Source organism: Paraburkholderia sp. WS6 (assembly GCF_030464835.1).
GTDB classification, from domain to species: Bacteria; Pseudomonadota; Gammaproteobacteria; order Burkholderiales; family Burkholderiaceae; genus Paraburkholderia; species Paraburkholderia madseniana.
The window spans coordinates 92,824-109,040 of sequence record NZ_JALQCK010000002.1 but is presented as its reverse complement, the minus strand read 5'-3'; the positions used below and the strand labels follow the sequence as shown (position 1 = coordinate 109,040).

The 16,217-nt window shown below is 62.6% G+C and carries 12 protein-coding genes; 5 read left to right on the top strand and 7 right to left on the bottom strand.

Going from position 1 to position 16,217, the window contains the following annotated elements; translation table 11 throughout:
- Positions 1-7: 7 nt before the first annotated feature.
- Positions 8-1,423, top strand: coding sequence for an FAD-binding oxidoreductase (locus M0D64_RS03020; RefSeq protein WP_266256557.1), 1,416 nt, complete (start codon positions 8-10; stop codon positions 1,421-1,423).
- Positions 1,424-1,527: 104 nt separating this feature from the next.
- On the opposite strand, the gene M0D64_RS03015 is transcribed toward M0D64_RS03020, so the two are convergent.
- Positions 1,528-2,364, bottom strand: coding sequence for an IclR family transcriptional regulator (locus tag M0D64_RS03015; RefSeq protein ID WP_266256556.1), 837 nt, complete (start codon positions 2,362-2,364; stop codon positions 1,528-1,530).
- Positions 2,365-2,582: 218 nt separating this feature from the next.
- Here M0D64_RS03015 and M0D64_RS03010 point away from each other — a divergent pair, with 218 nt between their 5' ends.
- From M0D64_RS03010 to M0D64_RS02995, 4 genes are all read left to right on the top strand, one after another.
- Entirely contained in the window at positions 2,583-4,244 is a 1,662-nt protein-coding gene (locus tag M0D64_RS03010) for a GMC family oxidoreductase (protein WP_266256555.1), read from the top strand.
- Between the two features lie 206 nt (positions 4,245-4,450).
- Positions 4,451-5,755: an MFS transporter gene (locus M0D64_RS03005; protein ID WP_266256554.1), complete on the top strand. Its 1,305-nt coding sequence runs from the start codon at positions 4,451-4,453 to the stop codon at positions 5,753-5,755.
- Positions 5,756-5,899: 144 nt separating this feature from the next.
- A complete protein-coding gene (locus M0D64_RS03000) occupies positions 5,900-6,889 on the top strand; it encodes an AAA family ATPase (RefSeq protein WP_266256553.1) in 990 nt (329 codons plus the stop codon).
- Complete coding sequence (locus tag M0D64_RS02995; RefSeq protein ID WP_266256552.1) at positions 6,889-8,631, top strand: cobalt chelatase; 1,743 nt, start codon at positions 6,889-6,891, stop codon at positions 8,629-8,631. The genes M0D64_RS03000 and M0D64_RS02995 overlap by 1 nt, the downstream gene beginning before the upstream one ends.
- Before the next feature lie 28 nt (positions 8,632-8,659).
- Here M0D64_RS02995 and pta read toward each other — a convergent pair whose 3' ends face one another.
- The 6 genes from pta to tauA all read right to left on the bottom strand — a co-directional run bounded on the left by pta (position 8,660) and on the right by tauA (position 16,211).
- The gene (gene pta / locus M0D64_RS02990) at positions 8,660-9,697 is read right to left on the bottom strand and encodes a phosphate acetyltransferase (RefSeq protein ID WP_266256551.1); all 1,038 of its coding nucleotides are present in this window, start codon (positions 9,695-9,697) and stop codon (positions 8,660-8,662) included.
- A gap of 160 nt (positions 9,698-9,857) precedes the next feature.
- A complete protein-coding gene (gene xsc, locus M0D64_RS02985; RefSeq protein WP_154563284.1) occupies positions 9,858-11,660 on the bottom strand; it encodes a sulfoacetaldehyde acetyltransferase in 1,803 nt (600 codons plus the stop codon).
- A gap of 169 nt (positions 11,661-11,829) precedes the next feature.
- Positions 11,830-13,287 (bottom strand): phosphonoacetaldehyde dehydrogenase, encoded by a 1,458-nt coding sequence (gene phnY, locus M0D64_RS02980; protein WP_266256550.1) that lies wholly within the window; start codon positions 13,285-13,287, stop codon positions 11,830-11,832.
- A gap of 104 nt (positions 13,288-13,391) precedes the next feature.
- A complete protein-coding gene (locus tag M0D64_RS02975; RefSeq protein ID WP_154563280.1) occupies positions 13,392-14,312 on the bottom strand; it encodes an ABC transporter permease subunit in 921 nt (306 codons plus the stop codon).
- Entirely contained in the window at positions 14,305-15,120 is an 816-nt protein-coding gene (locus M0D64_RS02970) for a taurine ABC transporter ATP-binding protein (RefSeq protein ID WP_154563278.1), read from the bottom strand. The genes M0D64_RS02975 and M0D64_RS02970 overlap by 8 nt, the downstream gene beginning before the upstream one ends.
- Positions 15,121-15,152: 32 nt before the next feature.
- A complete protein-coding gene (tauA, locus tag M0D64_RS02965; RefSeq protein ID WP_154563276.1) occupies positions 15,153-16,211 on the bottom strand; it encodes a taurine ABC transporter substrate-binding protein in 1,059 nt (352 codons plus the stop codon).
- Between the last annotated feature and the right edge of the window lie 6 nt (positions 16,212-16,217).

Here is a 16,217-nt window from a genome sequence, read left to right as displayed (position 1 = left end):
GCTTCTCATGGAGCCAAGTGTCATCACACGGGTCGGCGAAGGTCTGTCCGCAGGACGGGATAGCGCAACACAGTATGACCCGAGATACGACCCGCTGGTCTCGCCGGGACCGGGGCACGGCAAGCAATACGCGCCGACCTACTGGGCCGCGACCGCCGGCACGCCGCCACCGGACGATGGTCCGATCACGAAAGATATCGACGTGGACGTGGCGATCATCGGCGCAGGATATACGGGGCTTGCGACGGCGCTGTGTCTCGCGCGCGAGCATGGCATCAAGGCCGTGGTGCTCGAGGCCAACAAAACCAGTTGGGGCTGCAGCAGCCGCAATGGCGGACAAGGGCAGAATGCGTCGGGACGCCTGTCGCGTTCCCAATGGATCGAGCGTTGGGGTAAAGACGTCGCGTTGAAAATGCACGACGAGATCCAGGAAGGTTTCGACAACTTCAAGTCGCTGGTGGCCGAAATCGATTGCGATCCGCAGCCGGGTGGCCACTTTCTGATTGCGCACCGGCCGCGCATGATGGACAAACTCGCCGCCGAAGCCAAAGTCTGGAAAGACGTTTTCGGCTATCCGTCCGAGCTCATCGACCAGGCGACGTTGCGCCGTGAGTACGTCAACGATTGCGAGGCGGCCGGCGCGCTCCACGAACCCGAAGGTATTGGCATCCACGCGTTGAAGCTTGCGTATGGCTATCTGCGGCTCGCACGCGAAGCAGGCGCGCGCGTTCATCCGGCGAGCCCGGTGATCGGCTGGGAAACCATCAACGGCATTCATCATCTGCGCACGCCGGGCGGCATCGTGCGGGCCCGGTCTGTGGGTATCGCGACTGGCGCGTATACGGCGCCGGATCTTCATCCTTCGCTGACGGGCCGGGTGATGCCGATCCTGTCGAATTCGATGGTGACGCGTCCGCTCACGCAGCAGGAAATCGCCGCCTGCAATTTTCGAACGACGCAGGTGCTCACCGATACGCGCACGCTGCGTTTCTATTACCGCTTCCTGCCGGACAACCGGCTGCAGATCGGCAGCCGTAGCGCGATCACCGGTGCGGATGCGCCGAATCCGCGCCACTACGAGTTGCTCATCGAAGGGATGGGCCGCAAGTTCCCGGCCTTGCGCGGTGTCCAGATCGACTATTCATGGTGGGGTTGGGTGGATGTGAGCCACGACATGATGCCGCGCGTGTGCCAGCCGGATCCGAAGCAGTCGGTGTTTTACGCACTGGGCTACGGTGGCAACGGTGTGTCATATTCTCAGCAGGCGGGGCGACGCCTCGCCGAACGGATTGCGGGTAAAGGGTCGAAGCAGACGCTGCCGATCTTCACGTCCCCGTTACCCGGCCATCCGTTCGCGCCGTTCCGTCGTATTGGACAACGGATGCTCTACCAGTTGTATTTCCGGCGCGACGAGAAACCTTGAACGTGGCCTGCGTGCCGCGCCATCCGCGGCACGTTATTCGCCAGCCGTCGTGCGTCACTTGCGCGGCGTTCCCGTTCGCGCGATTCTGATCGGCCCCTCGATCTCTACTTCGTCGCGGCCACCGTCGTCGCCGCCGCAGGCTGAAGCAGCGGTCCGATGCGCACGGCGATCTCCTTGAGCTTCGGCACCGCTTTCAACAGATCCTCCAGGCTGGAACGCGCCGTGGGCGAATGAACGGCCAATGCCGCGAGCACACGGCCATCCTCGACGTTGCGCACCGGCACCGCGACCGCCACCATCCCGCGCACGAACTCCTCGTTGTCGACGCCGATGCCGCGCATGGCGAGGCGGTCGAGTTCCGCTTCCAGCAGATCGATATCGGTCAGGGTGCGATACGTCATCGATTTGAGCGGCAAGCGGCGGATGACAAGTCCGCGCTCGGCTGAGCTCATCTGCGAAAGAAACAGCTTGCCGCTGGCGGTGCAATGCAGCGGGACCCGCGTGCCCGGTTGCAAATGCAGACGCAAGGGTTCACTCGTCTCGACACGCTCGACGTACAGCACGGTATCGCCGTCGAGCACGGTGAGATTGCAGGTCTCGCCAAGCGACTCCACGAGCGTGCGCAGCAACGAACGGCACGCACGCGTAAACGTGCTGTTTGCGAGCGTGGTGAGGGCGAGTTGCGCGGCGCGCGGCCCGAGCGCAATCGCGCGATCGGCGCCGCGCGAGTCCGGCATGTGCGTGACATAACCGCGTGCTTCGAGCGACTCGATCAGGCGCATCAAGGTCGCCTTCGGAATCTGCAGACGTGAGGACAACTGGGAGAGTGAGGACGGTTGTCCGGCGGACGCAAGTTGTTCCAGCACGTTGAGCGCGCGCAGGACGCGGGTGTCGTCGGCGGGCTCGTGAGCGGGTGAGGGGAGATGCGTGGTGTCTCTCATTGTCCTTCCCGAAGCGGATGACGATAAATGCAGCCCGAACGGATCAGTGACAACCCGGATGAACGCGTGCGGACAGATTGAATAGTGAAACGAAAAAGTCGGTTTTCGTACCGGATTATTCAATCGTAACCGGATTTTCTTGAAGTCGAAACTGCCATCCAATAAATTGGGACGAAATGATCCGGTTTTAAAACAAAGGCAGCAGCACGGAGACATCAATGGTACGGAGTTTCGACTACGTGGTCGTCGGCGCGGGATCGGCCGGCTGTGTACTGGCCAACCGCCTCTCCGAGAATGGCCGTTACTCGGTATGCCTGCTCGAAGCCGGGCCGCCCGACCGCTTTCTGTGGATTCATATCCCGATCGGTTACGGCAAGACCATGTTTCATCCGGTCTACAACTGGGGCTTTTACACCGACCCGGATCCGAACATGAACGACCGCAAGCTCTACTGGCCGCGCGGGCGCACGCTGGGTGGCTGCAGTTCCATCAACGGGCTGATCTACATTCGCGGTCAGAAAGAGGATTACGACCACTGGGCCGCGCTCGGCAATCGCGGCTGGAGCTGGAAGGAGTGTCTGCCTTACTTCCGGCGGCTCGAACACAACGAACTGGGCGAGTCGCCGACACGTGGCCTGGACGGTCCGTTGTGGGCCTCCACGATCAAGCAGCGCCACGAACTCGTGGATGCATTCATCGCCGCATCGAATCGCCTGGGCGTCCCAACGGTCGACGACTTCAATCAGGGCGATCAGGAAGGGGTCGGCTACTATCAACTGACCACGCGGCGTGGCTGGCGTTGTTCGACGGCCGTCGCTTACCTCAAACCCGCACGCAGCCGTCCGAATCTGCAGATCGAGACCAACGCGCTGGCGTCGAAGATTCTCTTCGAAGGCACACGTGCTACGGGTGTTCGCTATGTGCAGCACGGCAGGGTTCACGAAGTGCGTGCGCACCGCGAGGTGGTGCTGACGGCAGGCGCGCTGCAGTCGCCGCAATTGCTGCAGGTGTCGGGCGTTGGGCCGGCAAAATTGCTCAATGAACTGGGTATTCCGGTGGTCGCCAATCGAGCCGGTGTCGGCGAGAACCTGCAGGACCATCTGCAAGTGCGCCTGACCTATGAAGTGACGCGGCCGATCACCACAAACGACCTGCTGCACTCCTGGACGGGCCGCGCGAAGATGGGGCTGCAATGGGCGCTGTTTCGCGAAGGGCCGCTGGCTGTCGGCATCAATCAGGGCGGCATGTTCTGCCGCGCGTTGCCGGATGAGGCGAAAACGCCGGATATCCAGTTCCACTTCTCCACGCTCTCCGCCGACACTGCGGGCGGCGACGTCCACGCATTTCCTGGCTGTACCTATTCGATCTGCCAGTTGCGGCCGGAGTCGCGCGGAAGTGTGCGGATCCGCACGAGCGACATGCGCGACGCCCCGTCGATCCAGCCGAATTATCTGGCAACCGATCTCGACCGCCGCACGACGGTTGCGGGTGTGCGTTTCGCGCGCCGCGTCGCCGCCACGGAGCCCATGGCATCGCTGATGAAACGCGAAGTGCGGCCTGGCCGGGAAGCACAAAGCGACGACGAGTTGCTGCATTTTTGCCGCGAATACGGCCAGACGATTTTTCATCCGTCCGGCACCGCGAAGATGGGCGTCGCGAGCGATCCGGGCGCGGTGGTCGACGAACGATTGCGCGTGTATGGCACGCAAGGTTTGCGGGTGGTCGATTGTTCGATCATGCCGGCGCTGGTTTCCGGAAATACCAACGTACCGATCGTGATGGTCGCTGAGAAGGCGTCCAGCATGATTCTTGAGGATGCTCGCGCCGGCGACCTTTCGGCTGGGCAAGTGCAATCGCGGAGCATGGAAGCGCAATACTGAGGCAACAGCGGACGCAAAAGCAGAAACAGCAACAACGAAGCGAAGTGGTCGCAAGAAGTAAAACGATCGCTACCTGACTCGCTGCATCCGAAGTCGATAAAAGCAGCGTGCAGGCGGCGGAATTCGTGCCCCAGGAGGAGACAGACAGGGGCTTAAATGTGCTGCGTTGCCGGGACGGCACGCGGCCATCCATTGGAGGAGGCGCTATGGCAATCGATAAGCGGGTTATCCGCCGCGTTGCATTCGCGAGCGTGATTGGTGCGACGGTCGAATGGTATGACTTTTTTCTGTACGGCGTCGTCGCGGGCATTGTGTTCAACAAGCTTTACTTTCCCGCTCACGATCCGCTCGTCTCGACCATGCTGGCCTACGGCACGTTCGCTGTCGGCTTCGTGACGCGGCCGCTCGGCGGCGTGATCTTCGGTCACTTCGGCGACAAGGTTGGACGCAAGTCCGCATTGATCTGCACGTTGATCATCATGGGGGTTTCGACGGCGGGCGTCGCCTTCGTGCCGACCTTCGATCAGATCGGCATCTGGGCGCCCATTCTGCTGCTCTTCCTGCGCGTGTTGCAGGGCATTGGGCTCGGGGGTGAGTGGGGCGGCGCGGTGCTGATGGCCTACGAATATGCGCCGCCGAACCGGCGTGGTCTGTACGCGAGCTTGCCGCAGATCGGTTTGTCGGTCGGCTTATGCCTCGCGTCGGGCATCGTCGCGGGCATTTCCCACCTGCTGCCGGAAGCGGCGTTTCTGTCTTGGGGCTGGCGGGTCGCGTTCGGCGCTTCGTTGCTGCTCGTGGTCCTCGGCCTCTACATCCGCATCAAGGTGATGGAGACGCCCGAGTTTCTCGCGCTCAAGCGCAACCGCCGCGACGTGAAAATCCCGTTCGTCGACATGATTACGCGCTACCGCAGTTCGGTGCTGCTCGGCATGGGCGCACGCTGGATCGACGGGGTGTTCTTCAACATCTTCGCGGTGTTCATGATCGGCTACCTCACGCAACGTCTTTCGATGAGTCGCACGGAAGCGCTCACCGGCGTGATGATCGCGGCGATGGTGATGTGCTTCTTCATCCCTTTCTTCGGCAGGATGTCGGACCTGATGGGACGCGCGCGGGTGTATCGCTGGGGCTCGCTGATCTGCGGCGCCTCGGTGCTGCCGGCGTTCTGGCTGATGGAGACGCAGGCCGGCAATACGCTGGGCGTCTGGCTCGGCGTGGTGATCCCGTTCGGCATCTTCTACGCGATGGTCTACGGTCCGGAAGCCGCGCTCTTTGCCGAACTGTTCGATCCGGAGGTGCGCTATACCGGCATCTCGTTCGTGTATCAGTTCTCGGGGATCTTCGCGAGCGGCCTCACGCCGATCATCGCGACGGCACTGCTGCGTCTCGACGGCGGCAAGCCCTGGTATGTGTGCGGCTACGTGATTCTGTCTGCGCTGCTCTCGGCATGGGCGGCGCGAGCGATGGAACGGCGCATGAAACCTTTCGACGGGATGGCGACCGTGCGTTGATGGTGCGGCCTGTGGGGTCGATGCAGAGAAAGCGCCGCCCAGGACGAGGGATTTTGTTTATAATAAAATGGAACAAAATGTACCGAAAAATGGAATGACCCGGCGGCGCCGAACGAACATCCCCACAGCGGGGAGGAGAATGAAGTGACTGATATCGTGACTGGCAAACCCGACAGAATGGTCGCTGTACGAACCGTTTTCGGCATCGATTCCAGCCTGATGGTGCCCGCTTTCAGCGAGCGCGACGACCACGTGCCGGAGATCGACGAGGTCTACCGCTTCAATCCGGAAGTGACACTGGCGATCCTGGCCGGCTTCAGCCGTGATCGCCGGGTGATGGTGCAGGGCTTGCACGGTACCGGGAAGTCGACGCACATCGAACAGGTTGCGGCCCGCCTCAACTGGCCGTGCGTGCGTGTCAATCTCGATGGCCATATCAGCCGCCTCGATCTGGTCGGTAAAGACGCGATCGTGGTGCGCGACGATCTGCAGGTCACCGAGTTTCAGGAGGGGATCGTGCCATGGGCATTGCAGCGCCCGGTCGCCCTGATCTTCGACGAATACGATGCGGGGCGTCCGGATGTGATGTTCGTGATCCAGCGCATTCTCGAGCGCGACGGCAAGTTCACGCTGCTCGACCAGAATCGTGTGATTCATCCGCATCCGTATTTCCGCATGTTCGCCACCACCAATACGGTGGGACTGGGCAATCTGAACGGTTTGTATCACGGCACGCAAGTGCTGAATCACGCGCAGATGGATCGCTGGAACGTGGTGGCCACGCTCAACTATCTGCCGCGCGCGGAAGAGGCCGGCATCGTGCTTGCACGCGTACCGGAACTGGCTGACGAGGCGGGGCGTGCGCTGATCGAGTCGATGGTGAGCGTGGCGGAACTCACCCGCAAGGGCTTTGCGAGCGGCGACCTGTCGACGCTGATGTCGCCGCGCACGGTGATCAACTGGGCGGAGAACTGCCAGATTTTCCGCGATCCTGCGATGGCGTTTCGCCTGACCTTCCTGAACAAGTGCGATGAAGCCGAGCGGTCGATCGTGGCGGAGTATTTTCAGCGCTGCTTTGGTACTGAACTCGAGGCCGCGGCCAAGGATGAAGACCACGCTGCGGGCATCCGCTGATGACATCGGACAGGCAAGCGACCCTCCGCGCTGAGCAGCGCGAGGCCCTGTGCGCAGCGACCGTGCGTGCTCTCACAGGCGACGCCGCGTTGCATTACCGCGAAGGCCGTTTGTGCCGCGACCTGCGGCCTTTGCCCCTGCATGCGCCGCATCTGCGCACCGATCCGCAGCAGGACGATTTCGCGTCCCTGCGTGGCGCCGCCGACGGCGCAGCCTTGCGACTCATGCACTCCGATGCGGCGCTGCACAGCCGGCTATGTCCGACGGACCGTGTCGAGCGCCTGGTATTTGAACTGCTCGAGCAACTACGTTGCGAAACACAGACGCCGCCCGGCATGCCGGGTCTGGTGCAGAATCTGCGCGATCGTTTCGAGGCTTGGTCGCTGGCTTTCTACCGCTCCGGACTCGCCGAAGACCACCTCGGCATCCTTCTGTACACCGTGGCGCAGATTGCGTGGTCGCGCCTGACGGGCTGGCCTGTGCTCGAACAAACCGAAGGCCTTATCGAAGCCACGCGCGCGGCGATCGCGCCGGTGCTGGGCGCCTCGCTGGCAGGTTTGCGCCGGCATCGACAGGAGCAGGGCGCGTTCGCTGTCCATGCGCTCGAACTGGCGAGGCTGGTGGGTGACATGATGCGAACCGCCCGCGCCGAGGCGCTGGACGATGCGCAAGATGACCCGCAGGAAAGCGACGACAAAGCGCCGCGCACAGCGTTCTCGCTCTGGTTCGACGTCGAGGACGACGAGTACAAGGACATGGCCGTTGCGCTGACCGGCAGAAGCCGCGTGCTCGAGGCCTCGGAGCAGGGTTATCGGGCCTATACCACGCGCTACGACCGCGAGATCGCACCAGGTGCGCTGGTCCGCAAAGCCTTGCTTGGCGAGTTTCGCGAGCGGCTCGACGAACGCGTCGCTGCCCAGGGCATCAACGTGGCGCGGCTTGCGCACGCGCTGAAGGCGGCGCTGGCGATTCCGCAACGCGACGGCTGGTCGTTCGGTGAAGAGCATGGGCGTATCGACGGGCGGCGTCTCGCCCAACTGGTTAGTTCTCCCGCTGAACGGCGTCTGTTCCGGCTGGAACGAAACACGCTCATGGCCGACTGTGTAGTCGGCTTCCTGATCGATTGCTCGGGCTCCATGAAAGCGCATATCGAGCCGGTGGCGATCATGGTGGACATCCTCACGCGCGCGCTCGACCAGGCCGGTGTCACTACCGAGGTGCTGGGCTTTACCACCGGCGCCTGGAACGGCGGCCGGGCCCGGCTCGACTGGCTGGCGCAGGGCCGGCCGTCTCATCCGGGCCGGCTCAATGAACTGTCTCATCTGGTGTTCAAGGACGCCGACCAGAGCTGGCGACGCGCCCGCGCCGACATTGCCGCGCTCTTCAAGGCAGACCTGTTTCGCGAGGGCGTGGATGGCGAAGCGGTCGACTGGGCGTGCACGCGCCTCGTCGCCCGTCCTGAGGCGCGACGGATTCTGATCGTGATCTCGGATGGCAGCCCGATGGATAGCGCGACGGGTCAGGCCAACGACGCCTTCTATCTCGACAACCACCTCAAGGCCGTCGTGGCGCGCCATGAGGCTTCGCGCGATGTGGAGGTGCTGGGCCTGGGCGTCGGGCTGGATCTCAGTCCGTATTACCGCCGTTGTCTGGCGGTGGACCTATCCGCGCCACCCGACATGAAGCTGTTCGCGGAGATCGTGGGTTGGATCGGCGCACGCGGGCCTGGCGGCAGGCGGTGACTGCTCCCGCGACCTGACCCCGAGTGGGTCACGACGCGAACGGTGTGGTGTGTGCGTCCAGCGGGGCTTCTGCGGTTTGCGCCTGCACGGCAGTCACCGCGATCACGTAGTAGATATCGTCGGCGCTGCAGCCGCGCGAAAGATCGTTGGCAGGTTTTCTCAGGCCTTGCAGCAAGGGGCCGATTGCCTTCGCATCGCCGATCCGCTCAGCCAGCTTGTAGCCGATATTGCCGGCTTCGAGACTCGGGAAAATCAGCACGTTGGCGTGTCCTTGAACCTGCGAGTGCTCGATCTTGCGCATGGCGATCTCGGAGACGAGTGCCGCGTCCAGTTGCACGTCGCCGTCGATCGCCAGATGCGGACGCTGTGCCCTCACCTGGCGCGTTGCTTCAACGACCTTGTCGACTGCCGCGTGCCGGGCGCTGCCGCTGGTCGAGAATGACAGCATGGCTACGCGCGGCTCCTCCATCAGCAGGCTTTGCGCGCTGTCGGCCGCCGCCATGGCAATCTGGGCCAGTTCGCCGGCGTCCGGGTCCACCACCAGCCCGCAGTCAGAGAAGATCAAGCCACCTTTGAGCGTGTGGAAGGGCTCGCACAGCATCATCAGAAAGAAACTCGATACGAGCTTGAAGGACGGATGAATGCCGATGATCTGGATCGCCGTACGGACCACGTCGGCGGTCGTGTGCACTGAGCCTGCCACCGAGCCGTCGGCGTGACCGAGCCGCACCATCAGGTTGGCAAAGCAGAGGGGCTTGAGGATTTCCTGCGTGGCTTCATCCGGCGTCATGCCTTTCTTGCTGCGCAGTGCGAAGAGCGCTTCGGCAAACGAGGGCGCGAGCGGCGAGGTTGCGGGATCCACCAGCTCCATGCCAGACAGTTCGATGTTTTGCTCGGCAGCGGCCGCGCGGATGCGCGCACTCGCGCCCACCAGCACGATGCGGGCGATGCCTTCACGCGTGGCGCGTTGCGCGGCCTCCAGCATGCGAAGATCCTCCGCTTCGCAGAGCACGATGCGTCTTTGCGAGGAGCGGGCGCGTTCGATGATGCGGTTGATGGCTTTCATGGCACTGGGCGGAAGTCATGGTTGGGGAGACGGGGGCAGCAAACGGCAAATGGCAAATGGCAAACAAAGAGGCCGGAAACGGCAGGGGAAGCCCCGTTTCCGGCCCGCCGGGCAGTGGGAACAAATCTCCCGCCGCCCGGACCATCAGACAGCGGACGGCTCAGACATAGTCCTTGTACTTGTCGAGCAGGCGCACCGGCTTGGCCAGCGCATCGCGGCGGAACGGATCGCCGAGCTCGCGGGTGCACATGATCTCGATGATGGTGGTCTTGCCCTGGTTCATCTGCGCATCGATCGCACGCTTGAGCGCCGGGCCGACGTCCTCGAGCCGGTCCACTGTGACACCCTCGGCGCCCATCGCACGCGCGATGCCCGCGAAGCTCTGGTTGTCGAGTTCACCGGCGACGAAGCGGCGGTTGTAGAAGTCGACCTGGTTTTTCTTCTCGGCGCCCCATTGCCGGTTGTGGAAGACCACCGCGGTGACCGGAATGTTGTGGCGCACGCAGGTCATGGTTTCCATCAGGCTCATGCCCCACGCGCCGTCACCGGCATAGGAGACCGCGGGGCGATGCGGGGCCGCGACCTTGGCGCCGATGATGGTGGGGAACGCATAGCCGCAGTTGCCCCAGCTCATCGCGGCGAAGAAGCTGCGCGGCTTTTTGAAGCGCAGATAGCTGTTGGCCACCGAGTTGATGTTGCCGATGTCGGTGGAGACCATCACGTCATCCGGCATGGCTTTTTCGAGCTCGCGCAAGACCTGGCGCGGGTGCAGATAGTCGCCGCCGCCGGGCGTGCGCTCGTCTTTCTGCTCCTCGATCATGTCCAGGCTGTAGGGGTCGCGCTCGTGAGTCCAGCCGTCGAGTTCCTTCTCCCATGCCGCCTTCTCCGCGGCGATCTGGCCGGCGCGTTCTTCACGCGAGGCGTCGCAGACGAGGGTGCGGCCTTCGAGGCGCTGCGTCAGTGCAACCGCGGCGGCCTTGGCGTCGCCGCAGATGCCCACGGAGATCTTCTTCACCAGGCCGAGCATCTTGTGATCGGCGTCGATCTGGATGATCCTGGCGTTCTGCGGCCAGTAGTCCATGCCGTGTTGGGGCAGCGTGCCGAACGGTCCCAGACGCGAACCGAGTGCGATCACCACGTCGGCGCGCTGGATCAGCTTCATCGCGGCCTTGGAGCCTTGATAGCCGAGCGGGCCGCACCACAGCGGGTGGTCTGCGGGGAAAGAGTCGTTGTGCAGGTAGCTGTTGACGACCGGCGCGCCCAGACGCTCGGCGAGCGCCTTGCATTCTTCGATCGCATCGGCCATCACCACGCCGCCGCCGGAGATGATGACCGGGAACCTGGCTTGGGAGAGCAGTTCAGCCGCTTCGTTCAGGCGTTGATCGCCGCCGGGGCCGCGGTCGAGGCGCTGCGGTTGCGGAATCTCGGCCTTGATCTGGCCGTAGAAGTAGTCGCGCGGAATGTTCAACTGCGTGGGGCCCATCTCGGCCAGCGCGCGGTCGAAGCAGCGGCCGGTGAATTCAGCCATGCGTGCGGGATGGGTGACGTGGCCCTGATACTTGGTGAACTCCTGGAACATGGGGAGTTGCTTCGCTTCCTGGAAGCCGCCGAGGCCAATGCCCATGGTGCCGGCCTCGGGCGTGATCATGACCACAGGGCTGTGCGCCCAATAGGCCGCGGCGATGGCGGTCACGCAATTGCTGATGCCCGGGCCGTTCTGGCCGATCACCACGCCATGGCGGCCCGACACACGGGCATAGCCGTCGGCCATGTGGCCGGCGCCCTGTTCGTGCACCACGGGAATGAGGCGAATGCCGGCGGGCGCGAAGATGTCCATGGCGTCCATGAAGGCCGAGCCCATGATGCCGAACATGTCGGTCACGCCGTTCGCGGCCAGGGTTTCGACGAAAGCTTCTGACGGGGTCATGGCCTGCGGGCCGCTGACAGGGGTGTGATCGCTCATGAGGGCTGTCTCCAATGTTTAATGAAACCGGAACAATTTGTTCCGAAAAGTGCTTATGTAAAATGTAGAGCATGCACCTGTGATGGTCAATAGGTGATGCAAAATAAACGGTACAAATTGTCTCGAAAATTGATGAATGTGATGCAAGGTGGAATGCGGGGAGAACGGCTCAATCCCACGGCAGCGAATAGGTCTTCACGTTGGTGAAGCTTTTCATCGCTTCCTGGACGCCTTCCTTGTAGCCAAGACCCGAATCCTTGATGCCGCCGAACGGCGTCAACTCGAGCCGGTAACCGGGCACCTCGCGCACGTTCACACTGCCCACCTGCAGTTCGGCGATAAAGCGCGTGATGTAATCGAGGCGATTCGTGCAGACGGAAGACGAGAGTCCGTAGTCGGTCGAATTGGAAATCCGGATCGCGTCGTCGATATCGCGAAAGCGGATCACCGGCGACACCGGCCCGAAGGTTTCGTATTTGACGAGCGGCATGTCCGGGGTGACGTGATCGACCACGGTTGGCGAATACAGCGCGCCGTCGCGACGATTGCCCACCAGAAGCTTCGCGCCGCGGCTGATCGCATCGTTCACCTGAGCTTCAAAGAATTTCGCTGCGGCTTCGTCGATGACGGTGCCCATGTCGGTCGCCGGATCGGCGGGATCGCCATAACGTATGGCGCGGGTTTTCTCCACGAGCAGTTCGACGAAACGGTCGGCCACCGCCTCGTGCACCAGAATGCGCTTGACCGCGGTACAACGCTGGCCGGAGTTCTTGTAGGAGCCGGAGACGGCGAGTGTGCTGGCTTCTTCCAGGTCGGCGTCTTCCATCACGATGATCGGATCGTTGCCGCCGAGTTCGAGCACCGCGCGTCGATAGCCCATCTTGCTGGCGATATATTTGCCGATCTGCACGCCACCCGTGAACGTGATCAGATCGACGTGCTCGTTCGTGATGAGTTCGTCGGCGATGTCTTTCGGGTCGCCGGTGATGACCTGCAGCATTTCCTGCGGCAGACCGGCCGCATAAAGGATGTCCGCGAGCAGGTACGTGGACAACGGCACTTTCTCGGAGGGCTTGACGACCATGCGGTTGTTGGTCGCGATGGAGGGCACGACTTTGTGCGCAACCTGATTCATCGGATGGTTGAACGGGGTGATCGCGGAAATGACGCCGAGCAGGGGATCTCGCTGGGTGTAGACGCGGCGCTTCTTGCCGTGCGGCGTGAGATCGCAGGAAAACACCTGGCCGTCGTCTTTGAGCGCCTCGTTGGCACCGAATGTCATCACGTCGGCGACGCGGCCTGCCTCGTACAGCGAGTCTTTCTTACACAGGCCGGACTCTGCGGTGATCAGATCGGCAATTTCTTCAGTACGCCGACGGACCATGTCTGCCGCAAGCAGCAGGATCTGCGAGCGCTCGTAGCGCGTCAGCCGCGCTCGATATTGGTGTGCCCAGGCAAAGGCGTGTCGCACGTCGGCAAGTGTCGCCTTGGGCACCGTGCCGACCAGTTCACCGTTATAGGGATTGAAGACTTCGATGATCTCTGCATGCCGGATTCTTTCTCCGCCGATGCGCAGCGCTTCATGACGAACCTGCGGCGACGGCCGGACTTTCTCGATCGAATTCATGCTGCGCTCCAGCGATAACAGACAGCTGAAGTATTGCGGCTGGCACCGCAAGCCGAGTAGTGCCAGCCGCCGCCAATCGCTGAGTCCACGCTGGCCTTCTACAATCACACCCGGCCTTTCCACGGCACCAGCACGCGCTCCATGTGGCGCATCAACAAGTCAAAGCACAAAGCAAAGAAGCCAATCACGACAATGCCCATGATCACCACGTCGCTGGCGAGGAACTCCGCAGCGTTGAGCACCATGAAGCCGAGGCCACTCGTCGACGCCACCATTTCCGCGGCAACCAGTGTCGTCCAACCGACGCCAATACCTATGCGCATACCCGTGAAAATCTCCGGCAGCGCGGATTTCAGGATCACATACAACACCACCTGCGTGCGCGAGGCGCCCATCGAATAGGCCGCATGAATCTGCTCGATCGACACGGAACGCACGCCGGATCGCGCCGCGATGGCGAGTGGCGCGAAGATGGCCAGGTAGATGAGAAAGACTTTGGAAAATTCACCAATGCCGAACCAGATGATGATGAGCGGCAAATAGGCGAGCGGCGGAAGCGGCCGATAGAACTCGATGGGTGGATCGAACATGCCCCGCGCAAAGCGCGAGACGCCCATCATCACGCCGATTGGAATCGCGGTCACGCAGGCGAGCGCGAAGGCGCCGAACACGCGCAGCAAGCTGATGCCGGTATGCTGCGCGAGCGTGGAACCGGCGAAACCCTCAGTGGCCACATACACGAACTTCGCGTATACCGCTTGCGGCGATGGCAGAAAGAGCGGTTTGATCCAGTGAAGGTTAGTCGCGACAAACCATAGTCCGACGAATAGGGCGACCGTCACGAGGCTCGTGACGATGCTGCTGCCCTGGCCGGGTACGCCGAATGTGTCGCCTGGCTTGGCGGGTTTCTTGGCAAGAAGTCGTGGACGTCGACCGGGTGTGCGTGGTGGCTCGACCGGCGTGTCGGATCCGAGCGGGGCCTGCTGGCCGTGCGCGAATGCATGAGCCCGTTTTGAACTAAACATGTGTCACCTCGGCTTCGGCGGCGTGCATTTTCTCGTCGCCGTAAATGATGCTGAGCACGCGTTCGCGCATCTCGATGAAATCGGGGCTCGACTTGATCGCGCGCGCGTCGCGTGTTTCGAGAAAACGTCGGTTGAAATCCAGCTCATAGGTGTGCGTGACGCGCCCCGGACGCGGCGACATCACGATCAGGTGGCTGGCCAGAAAGAGCGCTTCCTCGACGCTGTGCGTGATGAAGAAGAACATCTTGCTGGTCTTCGTCCAGACGTCGAGCAGCAGTTCCTGAATGGTTTCGCGGGTGAGCGCATCGAGCGCGGCCATCGGCTCGTCCATCAGCAGCATGGCGGGGTCGCAGGTCAGCGCGCGGGCGATGCCGACACGCTGCTGCATCCCGCCCGAGAGCTGATAGATCATGTGCTTGTGAAAGTCCTGCAAGCCGACCAGTGCCAGATTGCGCGTGGCGATCTCGCGCCGCTGCGTTTTCGGCACGCCCTGAAGCTTCAGGCCGAATTCGGCGTTGTCGATCACGTTGAGCCAGGGCAACAGGGCGTGCTTCTGGAACACCACACCACGGTCGGCGCCTGGACCTGCGATCGGCGAACCGCCGAGCAGCAGCTCGCCGCTGGTCGGCGCAATGAAGCCCGCCATAAGCGAGAGCAGGGTGGTCTTGCCACAACCCGATGCGCCGAGCGCGACGACGAAGTCGCCCGAGTTGATTGTCAGATTGATGTTGTCGAGCGCGTGTACCGTCTGGCCGGGCTTGCGGCCCGGAAAGACCACGCTCACATTTTTGACTCTCATGCTTTCCATGTTGCCTCCTGAATCGACAGAACCGGCTTACGTCATTTGAGTTTCATTGCCGCTTCGGCATACGCCGGGGTCACGAACTTCGAGTAATCGGGTAACACCGCGCTGATCTGTTTCTGATCCTTCAGGAAGTTGGCCGTGTCCTTCAGCGCGAAGGTTGCGCGGCCCGCGCTGCCACCGCCCAGCCATTGCGAGGAGGCCTGCTCCTGGAGCGTTGGGAAGGCATAGAGCGAGAGCGACGCCGGCACGTCGGCCGGCGAGCCGCCAATCATCTTCGCGATGGCTGCGGCCTGCGGCGAGGTAGCATTCCATTGCGCCGCATTCTTTCGATACTGATCGTCCGCGTCGGAAATGGCTTTCACGAGTTTTGCCATGAAGTCCTTATGCGCCTCGCCCCATTGGCGGTCGACGGCGATCCCGTCGAAGGTCGGTTTGCCGAGCTTCGACAGGTCGCCGGACGTAATCAGGACCTTGCCGCTCTTCTTCAATTGCGCGAGCGCCGGGTCCCACACGTAGGCGGCGTCGATATCGCCGCGCTCCCACGCCGCGACCAACTGGTTCGGCTGCATGTTGAGGATCTTCACCTCGGACGGATTGATGCCCCAATGCTGCAGCGCGAACATGGTGTGATAGTGCGTCGTCGAGACGAACGGCACGCCGATCGTCTTGCCCTTCAGATCGGCCGGTTTGGTGATGCCGGAGCCGTTGCGTACGACCATCGCTTCAGCCTGGTTGATGTTGTCCAGAATCCAGAAGAGCTGCAGGTCGAGGCCCTGGCTGACCGCCGCCGCGAGCGGGCTCGAGCCGATCACGCCGACCTTCACGTCGCCTGACGCCATGGCGGTCGCGACCTTCGCGCCGGATTCGAATTGCCGCCAGTTGATCTTGTAGCCCGTCTCTTTCTCGATCGAGCCGTTCGCGATCGCGACGACCCATGGGTCGACGATCTGTTGATAGGCTATTGTGACCTCTTTGTCCTGCGCGTGGCTGGCTGGCGCCACCGCGCAGGCGAGCGCGGCGAATGCCGCCACAGTCACGCGGCGCGTCAGATCGCCGAACCAGCGGGACAGCTTTTTGGGGTGATCGCTTTTCATCGTAGG